This window comes from Herbaspirillum sp. Her2 (assembly GCF_057961375.1).
Map to the genome: position 1 here is coordinate 2,033,705 of NZ_CM176331.1, position 24,071 is coordinate 2,057,775.

A 24,071-nucleotide genomic window follows, 5' to 3' on the forward strand; every position below is an offset into this window, starting at 1 on the left:
GGTAAAATAAGCGCGCCATGTCCTACCAGAAATTAGACCAAACCAACCGCCGCCCGCTCGCCGAGGCGCTTCGCAACGACACCTGGGTCGTGGCCTGCCTGTGCGCGAACTGGTGCGGCAGCTGCCGTGAATATGAAGCCGCCTTCCAGGCCTGGGCGGCCCGCTATCCGCAGCATCACTTCGTGTGGATCGATATCGAGGACCAGGCCGACCTGGTCGGCGATCTCGACATCGACAACTTCCCTACCCTCCTGATCGAGCGCGGTGCCACGGTCGCCTTCTTCGGCCCCATGGAACCGGACACCCGCCTGGCCGAGCGCATCCTGCTGGCCCAGGTCGACAAGAGCGACGCCGACCTGCAACGTGAAGCCGCCAGTTCCGCCGAGCGCCGCACCTGGCAGGAAGATTGCAGCCTGCTGGACAAGCTGGCTGATGTGATCGGCTGAAGTTTCCCTCAACGCGCGTCGCTTCTGGTTGCGTACTTCAGGTCAGCCAGGGATCGGTTTCCGGGTGCGGGAAGCGCGCACTGATGAAATCGGCGAAACTGCGCACCTTGGCCGACAGCAGCCGGCGGCTCGGATACACCATCGAAATCACCACCTGCCCCATGTCAAAGCCGGGCAGCACCTGCACCAGCTTGCCGCAGCGCAGGTCATCGCCCAGCGAGTAGGAGGGCCGCAGCACGATACCCATGCCAGCCAGTGCCAGGTCACGCAAAAGCACGCCGCTGTTGGAGACCACCTTGCTGACGATGGGCACATCCATCACGCCGGCCTCAGTATTGACATGCCAGTGATGGCGCAAATATTCATGCGAGAAGTTCAGGCAGCTGTGGCGCGACAGGTCTTCGGGCTGTGCGGGCGCTCCGGCGCACTCCAGGTAGGCAGGTGAAGCACAAAGGATCACCTTGGCTACACCCAGCTGTCGCACGATCATGCTGGCATCGAACTTTTGCATGCTGCTGAAGAAACCGATATCGATGCCTTCCTCCACCAGGTCGATGGAGCGGTCGGACAGATAGACGTCCAGCCCCACGTCAGGATAGATCCCGGCATAGGCAGCCAGCATCTCGCCCAGTTGCGACTGGCCGAAACCGGCATTGGAATAAATCGCCAGCGTCCCGGCCGGACGTTTGGTTTCCATGGATACCAGCGCTTCGGCATCATCGACCTCGGCCAGGATCATGTGAACCCGCTCCAGATAGGCCTGCCCGGCCTCCGTAAGCGAGAGGCGGCGGGTCGAGCGATTGAGCAGGCGGGTCCCCAGGTGTGCCTCCAGATCGGCGATGAAACGGGTTGCCACCGCATTGGAAATGTCCAGCAACTCGGCGGCACGCACGAAACTGCCCTGCTCCACCACCTTTGCAAACACCCGCATTGATTGCAGACGATCCATTTTTCAAGCCCCTGATTGTTCCACAAAGAGAAATAGTCAATTCCGATTAAACCTATTTTTCTTCGTCTTCGCAATATTTACACTTCAGTCATCGGTTAGCGCAACGCAACAAAGCAACAAAGATCGCGCTGACCGGCTCCACCAGGTCGCCCACGAGTGGGCTTTCCCACAAGGAGAGCATGGATCACTCCCGCGACTCGCCGGCCCTGGAGAAGAGCAACCCCCACTTACCCAAACAGAGGACATTATCATGAACATCAAGAACATCATCGTTGCCGCCTCCCTGCTCGCCGCTGCTGGTGCCGCCATGGCTGAAGCTCCGTATCCGCCGGAAACCCCGTTCCACTCGACCCAGACCCGTGCTGACGTCAAGGCCGAACTGCAACGCGCTCAAGCCAATCACGAGATCGCCACGCGCAATGAATATCCCATCATCCGCCAAGCCCCCTCGCAACTGAGCCGCCAGGATGTCGCCAACCAGGCGCAACAAGCCAACAGCGCAGCACAAAGCCTGTATAGCGGCGCTTGATCGGAACCGATCCGCATCCGATGTCCGGATGGACCGATTCCGCCACGGCAGTGTTCCGCACCGGCGCATGCCCCGCGTTGAACGTGAATGAACGCGAACGAATGCCGACCGCCTGCGTCCGAACCACCGTGCCAGGATGAAGCTATACCGCAGCAACGCACTACCCGCAGTACCGCAGTCCCCGTACCGCAGCACCACCTGCCATGCCGCCACGTCTTGCCGGGCGCATGACAGCTGGTGCACCAGCCTCCCTCCTCCCCACGTTTGGCTCCCCTTCTTTTTTCACTGATCGCGCCCTGGCCGCAAGTGACGTGCATTCTCACCGCATGAGCCGGCCAGATCGTGCATGACTGATGCATTCAATGCGCTTTTTTGCTGCGATGCGACATGCAAAAATCCCCGGAAAACCTTGTCAAACCGAGCTTTTCCTTGAGATTTTGGCGCACCGCATGTAAAGTCAAGGGTTTGTTCCTTCCCGCCTGGCTCAGGGTTTTCTTGTCAAAGTCGGGCCACCTTTTTTTATCCCCTATGGCTTTATACGTTCACAAATACGGCGGCACCTCGATGGGCTCAATCGAGCGCATCCAGAATGTCGCAAAGCGCGTTGCCAAATGGCACGACGCCGGCCATCAGATCGTTGTCGTGCCTTCGGCGATGTCTGGTGAAACCAACCGCCTGCTGGGCATGGCCAAGGAAATCATGGCCCAGCCCGACGGCCGCGAACTGGACATGCTGGCCTCGACCGGCGAACAGGTCTCGGTGGCGCTACTGGCCATCGCCCTGCAGGCGCTGGGCAAGCAAGCCGTCTCCTACGCCGGCTGGCAAGTCCCCATCAAGACCGACTCGGCCTTCACCAAGGCGCGCATCCGCTCCATCGATGACGCCAAGGTCCGCAAGGATCTGAACGCTGGCAAGATCGTCATGATCACCGGGTTCCAGGGCGTGGACGCCGACGGCAACATCACCACCCTGGGCCGTGGCGGCTCGGACACCTCGGCCGTGGCCGTGGCCGCTGCCATCAAGGCGGCGGAATGCCTGATCTACACCGACGTGGATGGTGTCTACACCACCGACCCGCGCGTGGTGAGCGATGCCCGGCGCCTGAAGACCGTGACCTTCGAGGAGATGCTGGAAATGGCGTCCCTGGGTTCCAAGGTCCTGCAGATCCGCTCCGTGGAATTCGCCGGCAACTACAAGATGCCGACCCGCGTGCTGTCGTCGCTGACCGACCCGCTCACGCCGCTGGCCGAAGAAGCCGCCTCCGGCACCCTGATTTCGTTTGAGGAAGACAAGAACATGGAACAAGCAACCATCACCGGCATCGCCTTCAGCCGCGACGAAGCCAAGATTACCGTGCTGGGCGTACCCGACCGTCCGGGCATCGCCTACCAGATCCTGGGCCCGGTGGCCGACGCCAACATCGAAGTGGACATGATCATCCAGAACCAGTCGGTGGAAGGCAAGACCGACTTCACCTTCACCGTGCCGCGCGCCGAATATGCCAAGGCTGTGGAAGTACTCAACAGCAGCGTCAAGGCACACATCGGTGCAGCCGCCATCAATGGCGACACCAAGGTCTCCAAGGTCTCGGTGGTCGGCGTGGGCATGCGCAGCCACGTCGGCATCGCTTCGCAGATGTTCCGCACGCTGTCGGAAGAAGGCGTGAACATCCAGATGATCTCCACCTCGGAAATCAAGATCTCGGTGCTGATCGACGAGAAGTACATGGAACTGGCCGTGCGCGCCCTGCACAAGGCCTTTGACCTGGACAGCGCCAAGTAAATCACGCACCGCGCAAAGCGAAGACCGCACCGGTGAAAAAACAGTGATTTTTTGCAAGACCACTGTTGACCGGATGCAAATGAGAAGATATTATCTCGGTCTTCGCTGAGGCAACGCAGCAATGCGATAACAGCCTTCAGTGTGGAGACGTGGCCGAGTGGTCGAAGGCACTTCCCTGCTAAGGAAGCATACGGGCTTAAACCTGTATCGAGGGTTCGAATCCCTCCGTCTCCGCCAAAGCTTCAAATGAAAAACGGGTCCTGATGGACCCGTTTTTCATTTCCCCTTCCGGCTTTATCTCTTACTCAAAAAATCCCCGCTTGCACCGACTCGTTCAGGGCAACTTTAATTCTCGCTGCTGATTGGGTCCTGACTGAACCGGCAAATACCCCTCCATCTGAAGGTCAAGCAGCGTGACCACGGCGCGCGGATCGAACAGGAAGTGCGCCCGCTAGAACGCACTTCCTGATCCACATCCTGATGGCATGTCAGGACGAACGCTTACTGAATCACCCCGCACGCCAGTCGCACACCCCCACCACCCAGCGGAGCCGGATGATCCGAGTGATTATCCCCGCCCACATGCACCATCAGCGCATGTCCGCGCACTTCGGCCAGCGTCTTCAGGCGCGGGGCCAGGACCGGGTTCTCTGCCTTGCCATCGGCCGTGACATACAAGGCCGGCAAGTCGCCCAGATGACCTTCGCCATAGGGACCTTCATGCTTGCCAGTCTTTTGCGGATCCCAATGCCCACCGGCGGCCAGCGCCGGCTCCATCTTTCCATCCTTCTCCAGCGGCGCGCAGGAGGCATTCTGGTGCACATGGAAGCCATGCACGCCCGCCGGCAAGCCCGACAAGGCCGGCTGGAACAGCAGCCCATAAGGCGTCTCGCTGATGGTCACCTCGCCCGCCGGGGACGCCACCCCTTGCGCGTTGACCAGGTTCAGCGCCACCTTGAGCGGCGCTTCGGCAGCCATGGCAGCCGAAGCCGCAGATGCGCAGGCCAGCAAGGCCAGCTGTGCAATACGTCGTTTCATGATCGTTCTCCTTCGTTGGTTGAAAGGTGAAGAATAGGCACTGACACGGCAGTACGCCGAAAACCTGAAAAATTGCTGATGATATCTGGACAATATTCTCCCATCAGACCGAAAAACTTCGAGAGAATGCCCGAAGGGATTAAATCTCTCGCAACACGGCCTTCAGCATAGGACCGCATCCGGCGCAGGACAACAGGGGAATCTGGAAGAGAAGCAGCCAGTTGCCGGGCAGCGCAACACCACGCACCGGCTGCCAGCCTTATTGATCAGGAAGGTCTTCAGCGGAAGCCGGCATTTCCGGCACAAAGTTGAGCTTGCGCCCCTCCAGCAGCATGGCGTGGAAATCCACCGCCGGAATCGGGCGCGAGAAGATATAGCCCTGCAATTCATTGCAACCGGCTTCGCGCAGGAAGTTGAATTGCTTCTGCGTCTCCACCCCTTCGGCGATAACCTTGTGGCGCAATTGCTTGGCAATGCCGATGATGGCGCTGGCGATGGCGCAGTCATTGGTATCGTCCGGAATGCCCATGGTGAAGGAACGGTCGATCTTGAGCGTATTGATGGGGAAGCGCTTCAGGTACGAGAGACTGGAATAGCCGGTCCCGAAGTCATCCAGCGAAATCGTGATGCCCAGGCTGCAGATCTTTTCCATGATGGAAATGACGCGATCGGTGCTGTGCATCAGCATGCTCTCGGTGATTTCCAGCTCCAGCCAGTCGCCACTGAGCGAATGGCGGTTCAGCGCCGCACGCACGCGGTCCGGCAGCGAACGGGTGAATTCGCGCGCCGTCACGTTCAGGGCGATGCGGATCGGAGCCAGGCCGGCATCCCTCCACGAGCGCGCCTGGCGGCATACTGCGTCCAGCACCCAATCGCTCAACTGCACAATCAAGCCTGTTTCTTCAGCAATCGGGATGAACTCACCCGGCAAAAGCAATCCGCGCTCCGGATGCTGCCAGCGCACCAGGGCCTCGCCACCGGTGATCGCCAAGGTGTTCATATCCACCTTGGGCTGGTAGTACAGCAGCAATTCGTTGTATTCGAAGGCGTGCAGCAAACCGGTTTCGATGCGCAACAAGTCCAGCGTGTTGCGATTCATCTCTTCGCTGTAATAGACGTAGCCGTTTTCGTTGTTGTCGCCACCCTGCTTGGCCCGGTACATGGCGATGTCAGCCAGGCGCAGCAGGGTTTCGGTATCGGTCGCGTCTTCCGGGTACATGCTCACGCCAATGCTGGCCCCCACGCGCAGCTCATGGCCGTCGATGAAGAACGGATCATCAAACACGGCCAGCAGCTTCTGGGCGACAAAGCCGGGATGGTAATCCTTGTCGATGTCGAACAGCGCCACCGCGAATTCATCCGCCCCCAGGCGTGCCACCACATCCTGCTCGCGCAAGGCGCGGCGCAGGCGGATCGCCACTTCCACCAGCAACATGTCGCCGGCCACGTGGCCCAGCGTGTCGTTGATGGGCTTGAAGCGGTTCAGGTCGATGAACATCACGCAGCCGTGCATGTTCTCATGCCGGGCTTCGGTCAGCGCCTGATCCACGGTGCGGGTGAGCAAGGTGCGGTTGGGTAGTCCGGTCAGGGCATCGTAGTAGGCCAGATGATGGATCAGCTTTTCGGCGTTCTTGCGTTCGGTGATGTCGTTGAGATAGCCGATCAGGCCAATCGGATGGCCGTGCTGGTCACGCATCACGGACAGCGACAGACTGGCCCAGAACACCTCGCCGGACTTCTTGCGGCGACGCACCTCCATCTCGCGGCCACCCTGCTCCAGGAACAGGTCGTGTAGCGAATCCTCTTCCTCTTCGTTCTCGTAGAGGAACAGCACGTTGCGGCCGATGGCTTCCAGCGCGCTGTAGCCGAACAGCTGCTCGGCCCCACGGTTCCAGCTGGTGATGAAACCGGCCGGATCCATGGTGATGACCGACTCGTGCATCTGATTGAGGATCTGCGCCTGCTGCTCCAGCTTGGCTTCGATCTGGTCCAGCGAACGGGCGCGCTTGTCGGTCTCGGCGCGGCGCTGCATCAGGCGGCCTAGGAAAGCCGCCAGCATCGCCAGACGCGTGCGTTCCAGTTCGGTATAGGGGCGGGTCAGCGCCGGAAAGACGAAGTGGCCGAAGCGCGCGCCCTCATGCTCCACCACCTGGCACAGCCCGCTGGCCGACTCCGGCGGCGGGCTGACCACATAGCGGCCACCGGGACGCTTGAGGAAACCGGATGCAATCCCTCCGAGTGCCGCATGCAAGGCCATGCCCTGCAGGTTCTGCATGGCGTCCAGCAGTGCCGAACAGCATGCCAGATCGTCAGTGCCCACGGAGGAAATCATTGTCATCACGCCTCAGTGCTGACGCGCGTGGCCCAATTGAAGGCCTGGATCAGACAACGGCAATACACCTCGGCATCGAGACCGGCTGCATCAAGGTCGACATGACGCAGCGGAATGCGGCCATCTTCGGAGCGCTCGACCACGTTCAGCAGTTTGCCCAGCCGGCCGGTACGGTACACCAGCGCATTGACGATATCCACCGGAAGCTTGAGCGGCTCGATGATGTCGTTGAGCGGCATGCCCAGCAAAATATCCAGCAGCGAGAACATGCCGGTGATGAAGGCGCGGTCCAGTTCTTCCTGGGTGCAGTCCACCTTCTGCGCCATCGATTCCATCATCGCCGCGCGCGCCGCGGCACGCGGCAGCAGCGGATTGGCGGACTCGTCGCCGGGGAAGCGTGCGTACAGCAGCAACTGCAGCCAGCGCTGCAGCTGGCGGCGGCCCAGCAGGTTGATGGCCTGGGTGAAATTGGTGATATGGGCCGAGAAACCGAAGGCGGCCGAGCTGACCAGCTTGAAGAGCTGATAGGACAAGGCCGGGTCCTGCTTCAGCAGGGATTCCAGTTCATTGGCATCGGCGTCGCGTGCCACCAGCTCCAGCAATTTCAACAGGCGCGCACGGGAAATGGAATTTTTTTGCGACAGGCGGCTGTCGGGATGCAAGGCATAGTCGCCCGAGAACCAGCGGAAACCTTCCACCCGGCAGGCATCAAACTGAACGGCATCGCCCACGTTCTCGGCCAAGTGCGGTCCACGCAGGCGGTGCAGCCAATACCCGGTTTCAGGCAGGTGCCCCACCCCGGCGTCCAGCGCCATCGATTCGACAAAGGGAAAAACGCTCGCGCCCTGCGCCGGCAAGCCATCGGCGATGATGGCGAAGCCGCGGCTGTAGAGCCAGTCCAGCGCATCGATCTTGCCCGGGTCCACACAATGCTCCACCGGCACGCGCAATGCGAGCTGCCCTTGCGGGATCTCTTGCCGGAATTCCGGCGCGAAGACCGCAGGATCACGCACCGGGATGATGCAGCTCAGTCCGCCCAGTGCATCATGCAGATCGAACTCATTGAACAGGCGAGACAGCAAGGCATTGTCGTCTTCGACCGCAGGTGAAATATGCAAGGACAGCGCTGTCCAGACGTGGTGGACGTCCGCGACGGGCTGCAAAAACACGAGTGGGAATGGAACGCTTTTATCCTGAACAGCCATATTTTTATCGTGGCGCGCCGCATTATTTGCTGAGACGCTCTGCAATGTTAAAAAAATATTAACAAGTTTCCCAGCAGAATACTTAATTAAAATTAAATTTTTTCTAAATATACCCGATAAAAGCCACCTTGCAACATGGGTTTATTCTGACAAGAAAATTTCCTGCAAATCATTGAGAAAACGACGCCCAAGATCGGTCGGCCGGATCAAAGCGTGATCGCGATACAACATGCCTTTTTGCTCGGCCAGATTCAGTGATTTTTCGATCTGGTTCAGGCTCATGCCGGTCCGCTCGGCGAAGAGATTCGGTGAGAATCCTTCCGTCAGGCGCAAGGCGTTGAGCATGAATTCGAAGCCCAGGGCATCGCGGCCGATTTCCGCTTCTTCCTGGACAGGCGTGCCGGCCTTGGCATGCTCCAGGTAGGACTGGGGATGCTTGTAACGCATCTGGCGCACGATGCGGTGCGGGAACGAGAGCTTGGAATGCGCCCCCGCGCCGATGCCCAGGTAGTCCCCGAATTGCCAGTAATTGAGGTTGTGGCGGGCGCGCCGCTTGGGCTGGGCATAGGCTGAGACCTCATAGTTGACGTAACCGGCAGCCGTGGTCAGCTCGGCAATCATGTCCTGCATGTCGGCGCTGGCATCGTCATCCGGCACCGGCGGCGGATACTTGGCGAAGAGCGTGTTGGGCTCCAGCGTCAGGTGATACAGCGACAGGTGCGGCGGCGCGAAGGCGATGGCCGTTTCGATGTCGGACTTGGCCTCTGCCAGCGTCTGCTGCGGCAGCGCGTACATCAGGTCGAGGTTGAAATTGTCGAAGTTGGCCTGCGCGATCTCCACCGCCTTGCGCGCCTGGTCGCCATCATGGATGCGGCCCAGGGCATGCAGGTGCTGGCCGTTGAAGCTCTGGATACCGATCGACAGGCGGCTGATGCCGCTATCCCGGTAGGAGCGGAACTTGTCGGCTTCAAACGTTCCCGGATTGGCTTCCATGGTGATCTCGATGTCGCCATCGAAGGGCAGCAAGGTGCGCAGGTCCGACAGCAAGCGATCCAGACCGGCGGCCGACAGCAGGCTGGGCGTGCCGCCACCGATGAAGATCGTATGGATCTTGCGGCCCCAGATCAGCGGCAGCGACTGCTCCAGGTCGCTGCGCAGGGCATCCAGATAAGCTTCTTCAGGGAAACTGCCCTTGACCTCATGGGAATTGAAGTCGCAATACGGGCACTTGCGCACGCACCACGGGAAATGCACGTACAGCGACAGCGGCGGCAAAGCCGTCAGCTGCAGGCTGCCGGGCTTCAGGAAGGCCAGCGCGGCCTGAGCCGGGCCGCTGGCCGCCTGGCCAGGCGGGATATCGGCCGGGATCGGCTTGATGGGGATCATGCCAGCTTCTCGAACAAGGCACGCAAGGCCTGGCCACGGTGCGAGACGGCATTCTTCTCGGCGGCCGTCAGTTCAGCGGCCGTCTTGCCCAGGGAGGGCAGCAGGAAATACGGGTCATAGCCGAAGCCGCCCTGGCCGCGCGGCTGGTCGATGATCTCGCCCTTCCAGACGCCATCGGCGATGACCGGTTGCGGATCGTCGGCATGGCGCACGTAGACCAGCACGCAGTAGTAATAGGCGGACTTGTCGGCATGGGCTGCCAGATCGGCGATGAGCTTGGCGTTGTTGTTGGCATCCGACTTGGGCTCGCCGGCGTAGCGGGCGGAATAGACTCCGGGCGCACCGCCCAGGGCATTCACGCACACACCGGAATCATCGGCCAGGGCCGGCAGACCGGTCAGGCGGGCGGCGTGGCGGGCCTTGGTCAGGGCATTCTCGACGAAGGTGCCGAAGGGTTCTTCCGCTTCGGGCACGTCGAATTCGCCTTGCGGGCGCACGTCCAGTCCGATGTCGCCCAGGAGACTGGCGAATTCCTTCAGTTTGCCGGCGTTGTTGGACGCCATCACGATCTTTTGCTTGGGTTGCATGTCTGGTCCTGATCTTGGCGAGGCGCACGGGATGGGCATGACAGCCGCTGCGCCCCAATGAAAAACGCCATGTCGGTGCGGCACATGGCGTTTTTGTTCATATCGCTTCTAGGCGGCATTGTACGGCGATTTGCGCCGCGGCGTGGCCGGGGATTACAGGCCCAGGGCCTGCTTCTGCAAGCCGTTGAGCGTGGCGATGCCCTGCTGGGCCAGGTCCAGCAGGTTGTTGAGGGTGGCGCGGTCGAAGGCGGCGCCTTCGGCGGTGCCCTGCACTTCGACGAAATGGCCGCCGTCGGTCATGACCACATTCATGTCGGTATCGCAATCCGAGTCTTCCAGGTAATCCAGATCGAGCACCGGGACGCCCTGGTAGACGCCGACCGAAATCGCGGCCACGAACTGCTTGACCGGAATGGTTTCGATCAGGCCGCGCGACTTCAGCACGTTGAAGGCGTCATAGGCGGCCACCATGGCGCCGGTGATGGCGGCGGTGCGCGTGCCGCCATCGGCTTGCAGCACGTCGCAGTCCAGCTGCAGGGTGCGTTCGCCGAAGGCTTCCAGGTCAAAGGCGGCGCGCAGGGCGCGGCCGATCAGGCGCTGGATTTCCTGGGTACGGCCGGATTGCTTGCCCTTGGCGGCTTCGCGGTCCATGCGGGTATGTGTGGAGCGCGGCAGCATGCCGTATTCGGCGGTGAGCCAACCCTGGCCCTTGCCCTTCAGGAAGCCGGGGACCTTTTCCTCGATGGAGGCGGTGCAGAGCACGCGGGTGTCCCCGAACTCGACCAGCACCGAGCCTTCGGCGTGCTTGGTGTACTGGCGGGTCAGGCGCACGTCGCGCAATTGCGAAACGCTGCGGCCGCTGGGGCGATGGGAAGCTGTCATGGTGATCCTTGTCTTGGTCTGGGCGAGGCTGGGCGGATGGCGGGCGGCCAATTGGCCCCCAAAACCGCCGGTTTGATGTTTTTGATAGCGCGGCGCCGCGAAACTTCATTAAAATGCGGGCTCCGACCGGGTGGCACCCGGGCAGGCCGCACAGGCGGTGCCGGAACGTTCAAGTCCGGCATTGTAAAGGAACACGATGTCCGCCGTCGCGGCATCCTCCATTTACCTCTCTGGCCACCCTGCCCGCCCCGCCCGCAACCCTTATTCGCCGGCGCGCCCTGCTGCGCCGCCCGCCCGCTTTATGGAGTCCCGACCTTGACCATCTACAGCATGACCGGCTATGCCGTCACCACCCGTGAAACCACTGCCGGCACGGTCACCCTGGAAATGAAGAGCGTCAATTCGCGCTTCCTCGACCTGCAGTTCCGCATCAACGATGACCTGCGTGCGGTCGAACCGATGCTGCGCGAAGCCATCATGGGCCGCCTGGTGCGCGGCAAGGTGGAATGCCGCCTGTCCTTCGGCCGCAAGGTCGCCAGTGGCAACAGCCAGGCCCTGAACCACACCCTGGTAGGCCAGCTGGCCAGCCTGCAAGACCAGCTGCGCGCGCAATTCCCTGATGCCGCGCCGCTGTCGATCAACGAACTGCTGCGCTGGCCGGGCGTGATGGAAGAAGCCGAGATCAGCCAGGACACCCTGCAAGCCGACATCCTGGCCACGATGCAGCAGACCCTGGACGCCTTCGTCGAATCGCGCGCCCGTGAAGGTGCGGCCCTGCAGGCCGTGATCCTGGCCCGGGTGGATGCGATGGAAGCCATCGTGGCCCGCATCACCCCGCTGGTGCCGCAGCTGGTCGAGCAATTCCAGCAGAAGGCCACCGAACGCATGACCGAAGCTCTGGGCCTGGCCCTGCAGACGCAGAATGGCGCAACGCCCGTGGCCACCCGCGAGGAATCGCTGGAACGCATCCGCCAGGAAGTGACCCTCTACGGCATCCGCATCGATATCGCCGAGGAACTGGCACGCCTGTCGGCCCACCTGGGCGAAACCCGCCACATCCTCAAAAAGGGCGGCCAGGTCGGCAAGCGCCTCGATTTCATGATGCAGGAACTGAACCGCGAGGCCAACACGGTCGGCTCCAAGGCCGCCGTCAAGGAACTGGCCGATGCCTCCATGGAACTGAAGCTGCTCATCGACCAGATGCGCGAGCAGGTGCAGAATCTGGAATGACCCCAGCCGCACAGCCCCATTCCGACCGATATTGATTAGTTAAAAGACATTTTTCAGCGAGGACCCCATGCCCGTCCAAAAACCCACATCCGGTAGCCTTTTCATGGTGGTTGCCCCGTCCGGCGCCGGCAAATCGACCCTGGTCAACGCCCTGCTCAAGCAGGAGCCGGCCATCAAGCTGTCGATCTCCTACACCACCCGCGCACCGCGTCCGGGCGAAGAACATGGCCGTGAATATTATTTCACTGACGTGGAAGATTTCCTGAAGCGCCAAGCCGAGGGCGAATTCCTTGAGTGGGCCGAAGTGCATGGCAACTATTACGGCACCTCGCGCCTGATGATTGCCGACCAGATCGCCAATGGTACCGACGTGCTGCTGGAGATCGACTGGCAAGGCGCGCAGCAGGTGAAGAAACAATTTACCAATGCGATCGGCATCTTCATCCTGCCGCCTTCGATTGCCGCGCTGGAAGAGCGCCTGAAGAAGCGCGGACAGGACGAACCACACGTCATCACGCGCCGCATCCTGGCCGCCGGCGGCGAAATCGCTCACTCGCCGGAGTTCGAATATGTTATTATTAATCAAGAGTTTGCCGTCGCTTTGTCCGAATTGACGGCAATCGTCCAGGCCGCCCGCTGCCGCTTCCCGCAGCAAGCCGCCCGCAATGCCTACCTCTTCACCCAGCTGGGCATCCACGCGAGCTAAGCCGCACAAGCCAGACCAGCAACCCGGCGCCGGACCCATCAATCCACAAGCAAGACCGTCATTCAGGAGTATCACATGGCCCGCATTACCATCGAAGATTGCCTCAAGCAGATCCCCAACCGCTTCCAGTTGACCCTGTCGGCCACCTACCGTGCCCGCCAGCTGCTGCAAGGCCACACCCCGAAGGTGGAAGCCAAGGACAAGCCGACCGTGACCGCCCTGCGCGAAATCGCCGCTGGCAAAGTCGGTATCGAGATGCTCAAGAAGGTTCCGGCCTGATCCTGGTCCGTCCATGAAGCTGATAACGGACAAGTATGAGCCTCACCACTACCGACTCCACCTTATCAGCCGCTGCTAGCTCCAAACGTGCCGCCGGTTCCGGCCGCACCGCAACTCCCCTCGAAGTCGCCCCTGCCGCCCACAGCGGCGTGGCGACTTTCGCGCATCTGATCCCCAAGCTCGAAGAGTACCTGACCCCTTCCGAACTGAAGAAGGTCAAGGAAGCCTATCGCTTCGCCGACGAGATGCACCTGGGCCAGATGCGCAAGTCCGGCGAGCCCTACATCTCGCATCCGCTGGCAGTGGCCGAGATCTGCGCCGAATGGAAGCTCGATGCCCAGGCCATGATGGCGGCCTTCCTGCACGACGTGATGGAAGACCAGGGCGTCAAGAAGGAAGAGCTGATCGAGCGCTTCGGCGCCTCCGTGGCCTCGCTGGTGGATGGCCTCTCCAAGCTGGACAAGATCGAATTCCAGAGCCAGGTCGAAGCGCAGGCGGAAAACTTCCGCAAGATGCTGCTGGCCATGGCGCGCGACGTGCGGGTAATCCTGGTCAAGCTGGCCGACCGCCTGCACAACATGCGCACGCTGGGCTCCATGCCGCCCGAGAAAAAGCGCCGCATCTCGCGCGAGACCATGGAAGTCTACGTGCCCATCGCGCACCGCCTGGGCCTCAACAACATCTACCGCGAGCTGCAGGAGCTGTCCTTCGCCCACCTGCATCCGCTGCGCCATCGCACCCTGCTCAAGGCCGTCAAGGCTGCGCGCGGCAACCGCCGCGAAGTGGTGACCAAGATCATGGAATCGGTCACCAGCACCCTGATCGCCGCCGGCATCCCGGCCCAGGTCGATGGCCGCGAAAAGACCCTCTACGGCATCTACCGCAAGATGCGCAACAAGCACCTGAGCTTCTCGCAGGTGCTGGACGTGTACGGCTTCCGCGTGGTGGTGGACAGCTTCGCCAACTGCTACGTGGCGCTGGGCACCCTGCACTCGCTGTTCAAGCCCATGCCGGGCAAGTTCAAGGATTACATTGCCATTCCCAAATTGAATGGATACCAGTCGCTGCACACCACCCTGATCGGCCCCTACGGCACCCCGGTCGAGTTCCAGATCCGCACCACCGACATGCATCGCGTGGCCGAATCCGGCGTGGCTGCGCACTGGCTCTACAAGGATGACGAAGGCAGCCTCACCGACCTGCAGCAGCGGACCCACGCCTGGCTGCAGTCGCTGCTGGACATCCAGAAGCAGACCGGCGATTCGGCGGAGTTCCTGGAGCACGTCAAGGTCGACCTGTTCCCCGATTCGGTCTACGTCTTCACGCCCAAATCGAAGATCATCGCCCTGCCCCGTGGTGCCACGGCGCTCGATTTCGCCTACAGCATCCACACCGACATCGGCGACCAGACCACTTCGGCCATCATCAACCACGAACCGGCCGCGCTGCGCTCGGAGCTGCACAACGGCGACATCGTCGAGATCATCACCTCGCCGACCTCGCGCCCCAGCCCCAACTGGCTGGGCTACGTGCGCACCGGCAAGGCCCGTTCGGCCATCCGCCACCGCCTGCGCACGGCCAACAAGGTCGAGTCGCAAGCCGTCGGACGCCGCTTGTTGGGCAATGCTCTTCATACGCTGGGCATCGAACCTGAACTTCCTTCCCATATCGTCGAGCGCCTGCTCAACGAATCCAGCGCCAAGACCATGGATGACCTGTATGCCGAGATCGGCATCGGCACCCGCATGGCCCCGCTGGTGGCACGCCACATCATGACCATGATGGATACCGGCGTGAGCGTGCCGCAGCTCGATCCGGAAGGTCACATGCTGCCCAACAAGCCGGATCCGGTGGTCATCACCGGCAGCGAAGGGGCCTCGGCGCAGTTGTCGTCCTGCTGTATGCCGATCCCAGGCGATCGCCTGACCGGCTATTTGAAGCCGGACCAGACCCTGATCGTGCATACCCAGGAATGCGAGACCGCCAAGCGCCTGCACGAGAAGGAGCCGGACCGCTGGATCGACCTGGTCTGGGGCCATGATCTCAATCGCCGCTTCGATTGCCGCATCACCATTCTGATCCACAACGAGCGCGGCACGCTGGCGCGCATCGCTGCCGAGATCGGCGAGTCCGATGCCAACATCGTCTCGGTGGCCATGGATGACGAAGGCGGCAATGGCTCCATGAAGTACCTGCGCTTCACCATCCAGATCGAGGATCGCGTGCACCTGGCGCGCCTGATGCGTGGCATCCGCAAGATCGACAGCGTCGCACGTATCCTGCGCGAACGCGGCTGATCCTGCCCTGCCCCCCTCTGCAAACGCCCGCTGATGCGGGCGTTTGTCTTTTCCGGGATCCGTTTTGCGGGCAGCGTGCAGGCAGCGCATGGCCGTGAGTCTGACAAGGCAAGTCTCGCTTCTCTGATAGGCAAGCGGCGAAGAGGCGAGGAAACTGAACATCGGGCTTCATCCGCCCGCAAAAAAAATGAATATAAATAATATAAATCGCCATGCCAAAAAAACTGATCACGAGGACGCCTCGTCCCTCCGCACGCCAGGACATCCTGAAAACCGCCCAGAACCTCAAAATGGCCCGCTCTGCCCACGCCTACGTGCGCGGCAGCACCCTGCGCTTCTACAACTGGCTCAACGAGACCCAGGCCAGCAGCCTGCCCGAAGGTCCGGCCATCTGGATCTGTGGTGACTGCCACATCGGCAACCTGGGCCCGGTGGCCAATGCCGAGGGCAAGATCGACATCCAGATCCGTGACTTCGACCAGACCGTCATCGGCAACCCATCGCACGACCTGATCCGCCTGGCACTGTCGTTGGCCATGGCCGCGCGCAGTTCGGACCTGCCGGGCGTGATCACGGCCAAGATGATGGAGGTGCTGGTGGAGGGATATGAATCTGCCTTCCGGCCCGGTGACGACCTGCGACTGGGCAAGAAACCCAAGTCCGTGCGCGTGGCCCTGAAGACTGCACATCGCCGCACCTGGAAGGAACTGGCGCACGAACGCATGCAAGGCAAGACCGTGCATATCCCGTTGGGCAAACGCTTCTGGTCGGCCTCGCGACAGGAAACAAAAGAGATCACCGCGCTGGTGGAGTCAGCACCGGCGCGCGCCTTGCTGACGTCCTTGCGGCATCGCGAGGACGACGCTGCCATCAAGATGCTCGATACCGCCTACTGGATGAAGGGATGCAGCTCGCTGGGCCTGCTGCGCTTTGCCGTGCTGCTGGATGTGAACGAACAGGCCAGCGAAAGCAGCGACCTGTGCCTTTTCGATATCAAGGAAGCCGTCACCGCCGCCGCGCCCCGCTACCGCGATGCCGGCATGCCGCGCGACAACGCCGAACGCGTCGTCACCGGCGCACGCCATCTTGCGCCACACCTGGGTTCACGCATGCTGGCCACGCGCCTGCTGGAGCGCCCGGTGTTCGTGCGCGAGCTGCTGCCGCAGGACCTGAAGCTGGAAATCGATCACGTCAGCCAGGAAGAGGCCCTGCGTGCGGCGCGCTACCTGGCCCGCGTCGTTGGCCAGGCGCATGCGCGCCAGATGGATGAAGCAACCTGCCGCGCGTGGTACACCGAACTGGCGCGGCAACGGTCGAAGACGCTGGAAGTGCCGTCCTGGCTGTGGCGCAGCGTGGTCGACCTGGTGGCCAACCATGAGCGCGCCTATCTGGAACATTGCCGCCGCTATGCCTTGGCCGAACAGGCGGTGGAGTTCTGAGACGGACTCAGGCCGCTTTCTGCGGTAGCGGTTGCACAGCGGCCTCCCGTTTCAGATGCTCCTGGCAGGCCTGTGCGCCCTTGTCGGCAATGCCGCGCTCCAGCTTGTCGGCGAAGAATTCGATGAGCGCACTGACCGCGCTGGGCAATTGCCGCCGGTGCACGTACACGGCATAGAAGCCCATGGTGTCGCGCTGGTAATCCGGGAGGATGTTGATCAGGCTGCCATTGCGCAGGTCTTCAGAGGCCAGCATGGTCGGCAGCAGCGCAATGCCCAATCCTGCCCGCGCCGCACGCAACTGCCCTTGTGCGGTGTTGATGCACAGGCGCGGTACCACCCGCACGTTTTCCGGACCGTGCGGCCCTTCCAGTTTCCACACCGTATGCTGGGGTGCCTGCGACGTCGCCAGGCAGGCATGGCCCACCAGGTCGGCCAGGGCCTGCGGCGTGCCTGCGCGCTCCAGGTAACGCGGACTGGCAATGAGGGCCATATGGCTCTGCACCAGCTTCCTGGCCACCAGGCTGGAGTCGGGCAGCACCCCACCCCGGAAAGCCAGATCGATACCCTCGGCGATCAGGTCGGCGCGCCCGTCATTGAGCACGAACTCCAACTGCACCTTGGGATAGAGATGCATGAACTCATGCATCCACTCGATGGAGAAATTGTCGAAGAAGTCCACCGGGGCAGCCACGCGCAGGCTGCCAGACGGTTCCCCCTGGCTTTGGGTGAGACTGGCGCTGGCGTGCTCGATGTCTTCCAGGCCCGGCGCGCAGCGCTCGAAGAATTCCCGCCCCGCCGCCGTCATGTTGAGCTGGCGCGTCGAGCGTTGCAGCAGCCGCACCCCCATGGCCGCTTCCAGCGCCTGCAGGCGGCGGCTGATGGTATTGGGCGGCATGGACAGCTTGCGCCCGGCGGCGGCGAAGCTGCCGGCACGCACTACATGGACGAAAAGCCAGATGTCGTTGAGGTCTAGCATGGCGATATTCGATTCCCACCAAAAATGGATCAGTGAAATGCGATTCTCGCATCTATTGGAAGAAATGAAAACTGGGTATCGTTGACCCCAATGCAAGGCGTTCACCGAAGGCCTTGCCCACCGAACAACGAAAGGACACACCATGAGCACTCTTCTGCACATCGACTCCAGCGCCCGCAGCGGCGGTTCCATCTCCCGTCAGCTGACCGCTTCCTTCGCCCAGCAATGGCAAGCCAAGAACCCTGGCGGCAAGGTGGTGCACCGTGACCTGGCGGCCAATGCCCTGCCGCACCTGAGCGAATCGATGCTGGGTGCCTATTTCACCCCGGCCGACGCGCGCAGCGCCGAACAGGCTGAAGTGATCAAGCAATCCGACGCCCTGGTGGACGAACTGCTGGCCGCCGACACCATCGTCATCGGCGTGCCGATGTACAACTTCGCCCCGCCGTCGACCCTGAAGGCCTGGATCGACCACGTCTTCCGCGCCGGCCGCACCTTCAGCTACACCGAGACCGGCCCGGTCGGCCTGGTCAAGGGCAAGAAGGCCGTCATCATGCTCTCGCGCGGCGGCAAGTATTCCGAAGGCCCGATGGAAGCACTGGACTTCCAGGGCAAGTACCTCAAGGGCGCACTGGGCTTCATCGGCATCACCGACGTGGAACTGGTGGTCGCCGAGGGTGTGTCCATGGGCGAAGAAGCTGCCAAGGCCGCCGTGGCCGGTGCAGAAGCCAAGATCAACGCCACTGTCTGATCCTCGCCAGAGCAATTCCCAGCAACGGGGTGCGCCGCCAACGTGGTGCGCCCCGTTTGCTTTGGCGCGCCGTCAATGGTTGCCCAGGTCCTTGTGCATGCGGCGCAAGCCCAGCCAGACGCAGGCCGCTACCACCGGCACCACCAGGCCGGTGGCCAGGTCGGGATTGATGGGCAGGCCCGCCGCCTTGGCCGCCTTGCCGGCATAGCCCAGCAAACCGATCACGTAATACGAGATCGCCGCCACCGACAAGCCCTCCACGGCCTGCTGCAGCTTCAGTTGCTGGGCGGCGCGGGCATTCATGGATTCCAGGATCTGGCGGTTCTGGCGCTCCTGCACGATGCCGATCCGCGTACGCAACAGGTCGTTGGTATGGGCGATGCGCTCGGCCAGCGCTTCCTGGCGGCGGGCGATGGCCTGGCAGGTATTCATGGCGGGGGCCAGGCGGCGCTCCATGAATTCGCCGATGGTCGGTACACCCTCGATGCGCTGCTCGCGCAATTCTTCGATACGCGCCTGCACCAGGCGGAAATAGGCTTGCGAGGCCGAGAAGCGATAGCTGTTCTCCAGCGACAGCTTTTCGATGCGCGCCGCCAGTCCGGTGATCTTGCGCAGGATGCGCTCATCCTCGGCCATCTCTTCCGGCGTGCCGCTGGTGGATTGTTCGGACTGCACCATGGCTGCCGTCAGCGCGGCCAGGTCGCCTTCGATTTCATTGAGCAAAGGGCCGGACTGCTGCGCATGCGGCAAGCCCAGCAGCGCCATCATGCGATAGGTCTCGATTTCAAGAATGCGCTGCGCCAGGCGTCCGCCCTGCAATTCGCGCAGGCCGATATCGCGTACCACGAAGCGCGAAAAACCATCCGACTGGATCTGGAAATCGGTCCAGATCTCGCCCCCTTGCAAGACCTTGCTGGAACTCATCAGCTTGCCTTCGAAGATGCGCTGCATCTGGCGCGCGGTCGCAGCCGTATCGTCAACGCCCGGCTCGACCACCACGTGCGCGGCCACCATCAGCTTCCCCTTCAGACCCAGCAGCCATTGCTGCGGAATATGCGCCAGCGGCGCGCGGGCAAAGGCGTGGTCGGTGCCCATTTCTTCCTCGTGCGCCTGGGCGAAGGTGTAAGTGGCGAACTCGGTATGGCACTCCCACTTCAGGCGGAAGCGGCCGAAGTCATGATAGAAGTGCTTGGCCTCGCCGCCCGGCGCGACCACGCCGAAGTGGGCGCACAGTTCGTCCAGCAGGACATGCTGGGCGCTGGCGTGACGGCCGCCGTTGCCGTCTTCGCGTACGTAGACGGCCAAATGCGTCAGGGTTTCCGAGCGCGTGAGCTGCAGGAAGGGGCGCGAATGCACCTCGGCCGCCAGGACGACGCGCTGCGGGTGATTCAGGCTGGCAAAAACGATGGACATGAAGGTTCTCGTGGAAGATTGAAATTCGGGGTGCCCGGCGCAGGAAGCGGCGCACGCGGCGACGGCCTGCCCGCATGCAATTTGCACGCCGGGCCGCCGTCAGCAAGAAAGAGGGAGGAGCGCTACTGCGGTGCCGGATACGTCACTTCGAGGATGGTCAGCTGCTCTACCCCCGACGGTGTCTGCAGCACCACTTCATCGCCCTCGCGGGCCTTGGTCAGCGCCCGCGCCACCGGCGAGATCCAGCTGATCAGTCCCTTGAGGGGATCGAGTTCATCGATGCCCACGATGGTGACGGTGTGCTCTTCGCCGCGCTGGTTTTCGTAGGTCACGGTCGCGCCGAAGAAGATCTGGTCACTGCCGTGGTGCACGGAAGGATCGACCACCTCGGCATTGTCCAGCCGTTTGGTCAGAAAGCGGATGCGGCGGTCGATCTCGCGCAGGCGCTTCTTGCCGTAGAGGTAGTCGCCGTTTTCGGAACGGTCGCCGTTGGAGGCGGCCCAGGACACCACGCGCACCACTTCCGGACGCTCTTCATCGATCAGGTGCAGCAGTTCATCCTTGATGCGCTGATGCCCCTGCGGGGTCATGTAGTTCTTGCTGCCGGCGGGGATGGCCGGCAAGGCGATTTCGTCATCGTCGTCGGCACCGTCGGATTCTTTTACAAAAGCCTTGTTCATGCTGGAGTGGGGTTGGTATGCAGGTTGACGCTTATTGTAGCCGCATGCGAGCGCCTGCAACGGTACAGTTGCGGCGATTAATGCGCGGGGCACCGTGCCGGGCTCGCCCTTTGGGGCGCACTCGGCGATAATCTGCACTCGCGCCTGCGCATGCCGTCCATGCCAGGTTCTCCAACTCGCCTGCTCGCGCCCATGTCTTCCATCGCTCCCCGCTATCGCATCGGTCTCATTGCCAACCGCGCCCATCAGGACGCTTCGGATTCCGCCCTGGTCCAGCTGCTGACCGGTTCGCGCCATCGCATCGAAAGCCTGCAACCCGAACTGATCGTGGTCGGCCGCACGCTCGATGCCATCGGACAAATGAATCTTCTGCCTGGCTACGAGCATCTGGTGCGTTTTCCCTATGGTCGCCACGGCGGCCTGATGAAGCTGGTGTCGCGTACCGTGGACCCCGATCCCGCCCGCACCCTCGATGCGGTGATCTACCTGATCGATCCGGTCGACCCCTCCTCCACCTTCCCGGAAGCGGTGGCCCTGAAGCGCCAGTGCGTGATCCACGGCAAGCCCTTCCTCTCGACCCTGGCCGGTGCCCAGGAGTGGTTCGAGCTGGAAGCCCTGGCCAACGGGGCCGCGCCCGACAGTTTCCTGGATGACCGTTTCCATCTGAAGGACGAAGGCATCGCCCTGATCGCCCACGACGCCATGAAAACGCGCATGCTGGAGCTGGCCGAAAAGCATTTCGAGGTACTCGACCGATTTGCCTTCCGCTGTGCCACCGGCACCACCGGCGGCCTGCTCAACCAGCTGGCGGTGAAGATGAAAGGCGAAGCTGGCCGCAACTGGGTCAAGCCCTTCCTCTCCGGTCCCTTGGGCGGGGACGCCCAGATCGCCGAACTGATCCTGGAACGCCAGTGCCGCCGCGTACTGTTCCTGGAAGACCCGCACGTGGCACGCCAGCACGAGGCCGACATCCAGCTGCTGGAACGCGCCGCCCGCACCGTCACCGGCTATGCCTCCTGCATGAGCGACGTGAAGTGGGGCGACCGCTGGCTCTCGCTCATCAAGGCGCGCGCCGTCTGATCGCTGGATGACTGACCCGACCTTGCCGCCGCGCCGGCCGCCCCGCTGGCGTCGACGGCTGCTGGCACCGCTGATCTACACCGCAGCCCTGCTGCTCATGCTGGAAGAATGGCTGTGGGATGCCACCCAGGCGGTGCTGGCACGCATCCCCGAATGGCCCTGGCTGGTGCAATTGCAGCGCTGGGTGGAACGGCTCTCGCCCTACGCGGCGCTGCTGATTTTCCTGGCACCAACCCTGCTGCTCTTGCCGGTGAAGATTCTGGCGCTGATGTCCATCGCGCATGGCCACCCTACCCTGGGCGTGATCATCGTGCTCACGGCCAAGGTGCTGGGCACGGCGCTGGTAGCGCGCATCTATGCGCTCACGCGGCGTAGCCTGCTGTCGCTGGAGTGGTTCCAGCGCTATCACACCCGGCTGCTGGACATCAAAGCCCGGCTCACCGCGCAACTGCAGGCCACGGCCGGCTGGCAGCAGGTGCAGCGTCTGCTCAAGGCGGTCAAGTCGGCCATTGGAGAGTTCAAGCGCAAGCTGGCCGCCCGCATCGTCACACGCCCCGGTGCGCCGTCCTCTCGCCTGTTGCGGCTGCTGCGCCGGCTGGTGGCCCGCATGCGGAGCAAATAGATTCATCTTGCTGACTTCAAAAATGAAAAGGGCTGCTAAAGCAGCCCTTACTTCATGAAGACACGTCCGCTCATGCGGCAGCGGCGCAATCAGTCATCGTCATCGTCGTCATCGATGTAGCCCTCCGGCGGCGGCGACATCTGCATCGTGGCCTGTTGGCCGATGTTGTTGTTGGCGATGCTGTTGCCCCATTCGAAGGCCTGCTTTTCGGCGGCAAAGAAATCGTCTGCCGACAGTTGCAGCTCTTCCAGCAGGCGCTGCATCTCCTCCTGGTCGGGTGCGCGCAGTTCGGTGCACTCCACCAGGCGCAGCACGGTGCCGTAGAAACCGGTACGGCGCAGCAGCGCTTCGCGGATCTCGGTACTGACGGTGATCTGGCGCAGCACGGTTTCCATGCTCATACCGAAGAGTGCATCCACCAGCGACATGATGCCGACCGTGAAGGCCATCTCCGACATCTTGCGACGGCCGGGGCGAATCTTGGCCGTGATCAGTTCCAGCATCTTGCCGCGTGTGGCCGCCAGAATCATCAGCGGCGACATGGAATGGGCGCGATCCTTGTCGGTATTGGCAAACAGGAGGATCTGCAGCCAGCGCTTGAGCTGGCGGCGGCCCAGCACGATCAGCGCCTGGCCCAGCGAATCGATGAACTTCTGGAAACCGTAGACGGGCGTGTTGACCAGCCGCAGCAGCGTGAGCGACAGGGCCACGTCGCGCTTGATGTAACGAACGATCTCGGCGTTGTCGACATTGCGCACCAGGAGCGTGAGCAGATGCATGATGATCATCTTCGAGGCTTCCAGCTTCTTGCCCTGGAGGATCATCGGCTTGGCGAAGTAATAGCCCTGGAAATAATCGAAGCCAAACGTCATGCAGTCATTGAACACCTGCAGGCTCTCGACCTTCTCGGCCAGCAGTTCCTTTTGCGCCCGCTTGAAATGCACCGACAGCTTGAGCAGCTTGCTGGGATCGACTTCCATCACGTCGATCTTGATGATCTTCACCAGCGGCAGCAGCTCTTCGATCTCCTGCGACTCAGCCACCACATCGTCCAGCGCGAATACGTAACCGGCGGCCACGAGTTCACGCACCCGCGTCACCAGTTCGGGCGTGACGCGCACGGTTTCGAGGATTTCCAGCACCACCTTGTCGGCCGGCAGGAAATAGATGAAGTCGCTCATCAGCACGGCGGCATCGACATTGATGAAGCCGTGCAGATTGCCGATCACGTTGGACAGCCCCAGCTCCGAAGCATGGGCAATCACGGCCGCCGTGGCCGTGACGTCATCCTTCACATTGGCCGGACCGAATGCGGCGCTGCGAAACAGCAGTTCATAGCCGATCAGATCCTGCTCGCGGCTCAGGATGGGCTGGCGCGCCAGGAAGAAATCCAGGGCCTGGTGCGCAGGAAGGGGCGAAGCGGTTGGGTCGGCGGACTGGTCTGACATGGTTGTTTTTCTAC

At 62.1% G+C, this 24,071-nt stretch carries 22 protein-coding genes and 1 tRNA gene; 12 read left to right on the forward strand and 11 right to left on the reverse strand.

The genetic code is table 11. From position 1 onward, the window contains the following. Positions 1-17 precede the first annotated feature (17 nt). The gene (locus tag ACWHXP_RS09190; protein WP_034329278.1) at positions 18-446 is read left to right on the forward strand and encodes a thioredoxin family protein; all 429 of its coding nucleotides are present in this window, start codon (positions 18-20) and stop codon (positions 444-446) included. 37 nt (positions 447-483) lie between these two features. Here ACWHXP_RS09190 and ACWHXP_RS09195 read toward each other — a convergent pair whose 3' ends face one another. Beyond that, positions 484-1,395, reverse strand: coding sequence for a LysR family transcriptional regulator (locus tag ACWHXP_RS09195; protein WP_489633964.1), 912 nt, complete (start codon positions 1,393-1,395; stop codon positions 484-486). Between the two features lie 250 nt (positions 1,396-1,645). Between ACWHXP_RS09195 and ACWHXP_RS09200 the strand changes: the two genes are divergently transcribed. The 3 genes from ACWHXP_RS09200 (at position 1,646) to ACWHXP_RS09210 (ending at position 3,943) form a co-directional block, all read left to right on the forward strand. Continuing rightward, positions 1,646-1,924, forward strand: a complete 279-nt coding sequence (locus ACWHXP_RS09200; protein WP_489625386.1) for a DUF4148 domain-containing protein — start codon at positions 1,646-1,648, stop codon at positions 1,922-1,924. Between the two features lie 528 nt (positions 1,925-2,452). Continuing rightward, positions 2,453-3,706, forward strand: coding sequence for an aspartate kinase (locus ACWHXP_RS09205; RefSeq protein ID WP_006462578.1), 1,254 nt, complete (start codon positions 2,453-2,455; stop codon positions 3,704-3,706). 143 nt (positions 3,707-3,849) lie between these two features. Further along, positions 3,850-3,943, forward strand: a tRNA-Ser gene (locus ACWHXP_RS09210). Positions 3,944-4,207: 264 nt separating this feature from the next. On the opposite strand, the gene sodC is transcribed toward ACWHXP_RS09210, so the two are convergent. The 6 genes from sodC to rph all read right to left on the reverse strand — a co-directional run bounded on the left by sodC (position 4,208) and on the right by rph (position 11,136). Further along, positions 4,208-4,744: a superoxide dismutase family protein gene (gene sodC, locus ACWHXP_RS09215; protein WP_034335522.1), complete on the reverse strand. Its 537-nt coding sequence runs from the start codon at positions 4,742-4,744 to the stop codon at positions 4,208-4,210. 259 nt (positions 4,745-5,003) lie between these two features. After that, complete coding sequence (locus ACWHXP_RS09220; RefSeq protein ID WP_489625549.1) at positions 5,004-7,076, reverse strand: putative bifunctional diguanylate cyclase/phosphodiesterase; 2,073 nt, start codon at positions 7,074-7,076, stop codon at positions 5,004-5,006. Between the two features lie 5 nt (positions 7,077-7,081). Further along, a complete protein-coding gene (locus ACWHXP_RS09225) occupies positions 7,082-8,281 on the reverse strand; it encodes an EAL and HDOD domain-containing protein (RefSeq protein ID WP_489625385.1) in 1,200 nt (399 codons plus the stop codon). A 141-nt stretch (positions 8,282-8,422) separates the two neighbouring features. Then, a complete protein-coding gene (gene hemW / locus ACWHXP_RS09230) occupies positions 8,423-9,667 on the reverse strand; it encodes a radical SAM family heme chaperone HemW (RefSeq protein ID WP_489625384.1) in 1,245 nt (414 codons plus the stop codon). Continuing rightward, a complete protein-coding gene (rdgB, locus tag ACWHXP_RS09235) occupies positions 9,664-10,254 on the reverse strand; it encodes an RdgB/HAM1 family non-canonical purine NTP pyrophosphatase (protein ID WP_489633963.1) in 591 nt (196 codons plus the stop codon). Before rdgB ends, hemW begins: the two co-directional genes overlap by 4 nt. Positions 10,255-10,407: 153 nt before the next feature. Then, positions 10,408-11,136, reverse strand: a complete 729-nt coding sequence (rph, locus tag ACWHXP_RS09240; RefSeq protein ID WP_039788342.1) for a ribonuclease PH — start codon at positions 11,134-11,136, stop codon at positions 10,408-10,410. A gap of 315 nt (positions 11,137-11,451) precedes the next feature. Between rph and ACWHXP_RS09245 the strand changes: the two genes are divergently transcribed. The 5 genes from ACWHXP_RS09245 (at position 11,452) to ACWHXP_RS09265 (ending at position 17,087) form a co-directional block, all read left to right on the forward strand. Continuing rightward, positions 11,452-12,366 carry a YicC/YloC family endoribonuclease gene (locus tag ACWHXP_RS09245; protein ID WP_121039897.1) on the forward strand — a complete coding sequence of 305 codons (915 nt, stop codon included), beginning with the start codon at positions 11,452-11,454 and terminating at the stop codon, positions 12,364-12,366. Positions 12,367-12,433: 67 nt separating this feature from the next. After that, a complete protein-coding gene (gmk, locus tag ACWHXP_RS09250; RefSeq protein WP_039788345.1) occupies positions 12,434-13,072 on the forward strand; it encodes a guanylate kinase in 639 nt (212 codons plus the stop codon). Positions 13,073-13,147: 75 nt separating this feature from the next. Then, a complete protein-coding gene (gene rpoZ, locus ACWHXP_RS09255) occupies positions 13,148-13,351 on the forward strand; it encodes a DNA-directed RNA polymerase subunit omega (protein WP_008328299.1) in 204 nt (67 codons plus the stop codon). A 35-nt stretch (positions 13,352-13,386) separates the two neighbouring features. Continuing rightward, a complete protein-coding gene (locus ACWHXP_RS09260; RefSeq protein WP_039788346.1) occupies positions 13,387-15,648 on the forward strand; it encodes a RelA/SpoT family protein in 2,262 nt (753 codons plus the stop codon). A 212-nt stretch (positions 15,649-15,860) separates the two neighbouring features. Continuing rightward, positions 15,861-17,087, forward strand: a complete 1,227-nt coding sequence (locus ACWHXP_RS09265; protein WP_489633962.1) for a DUF2252 family protein — start codon at positions 15,861-15,863, stop codon at positions 17,085-17,087. 7 nt (positions 17,088-17,094) lie between these two features. Here ACWHXP_RS09265 and ACWHXP_RS09270 read toward each other — a convergent pair whose 3' ends face one another. Continuing rightward, the gene (locus ACWHXP_RS09270) at positions 17,095-18,063 is read right to left on the reverse strand and encodes a LysR family transcriptional regulator (protein WP_039788350.1); all 969 of its coding nucleotides are present in this window, start codon (positions 18,061-18,063) and stop codon (positions 17,095-17,097) included. A gap of 142 nt (positions 18,064-18,205) precedes the next feature. On the opposite strand from ACWHXP_RS09270, the gene ACWHXP_RS09275 reads away from it, so the two are divergent. Further along, positions 18,206-18,814, forward strand: coding sequence for an FMN-dependent NADH-azoreductase (locus ACWHXP_RS09275; RefSeq protein ID WP_489633961.1), 609 nt, complete (start codon positions 18,206-18,208; stop codon positions 18,812-18,814). A gap of 72 nt (positions 18,815-18,886) precedes the next feature. Here the strand turns inward: ACWHXP_RS09275 and ACWHXP_RS09280 are convergent, their stop codons facing one another. Beyond that, positions 18,887-20,227: a DUF3422 family protein gene (locus tag ACWHXP_RS09280; protein WP_489633960.1), complete on the reverse strand. Its 1,341-nt coding sequence runs from the start codon at positions 20,225-20,227 to the stop codon at positions 18,887-18,889. Positions 20,228-20,349: 122 nt separating this feature from the next. Next, positions 20,350-20,907, reverse strand: coding sequence for a transcription elongation factor GreB (gene greB, locus ACWHXP_RS09285; protein ID WP_034334847.1), 558 nt, complete (start codon positions 20,905-20,907; stop codon positions 20,350-20,352). A gap of 192 nt (positions 20,908-21,099) precedes the next feature. On the opposite strand from greB, the gene ACWHXP_RS09290 reads away from it, so the two are divergent. Then, positions 21,100-21,987, forward strand: a complete 888-nt coding sequence (locus tag ACWHXP_RS09290) for a methylglyoxal synthase (RefSeq protein WP_489635863.1) — start codon at positions 21,100-21,102, stop codon at positions 21,985-21,987. Positions 21,988-21,994: 7 nt separating this feature from the next. Continuing rightward, entirely contained in the window at positions 21,995-22,609 is a 615-nt protein-coding gene (locus ACWHXP_RS09295; RefSeq protein WP_489625379.1) for a hypothetical protein, read from the forward strand. A gap of 89 nt (positions 22,610-22,698) precedes the next feature. On the opposite strand, the gene ACWHXP_RS09300 is transcribed toward ACWHXP_RS09295, so the two are convergent. Next, positions 22,699-24,057 (reverse strand): EAL and HDOD domain-containing protein, encoded by a 1,359-nt coding sequence (locus ACWHXP_RS09300; RefSeq protein ID WP_134222239.1) that lies wholly within the window; start codon positions 24,055-24,057, stop codon positions 22,699-22,701. Between the last annotated feature and the right edge of the window lie 14 nt (positions 24,058-24,071).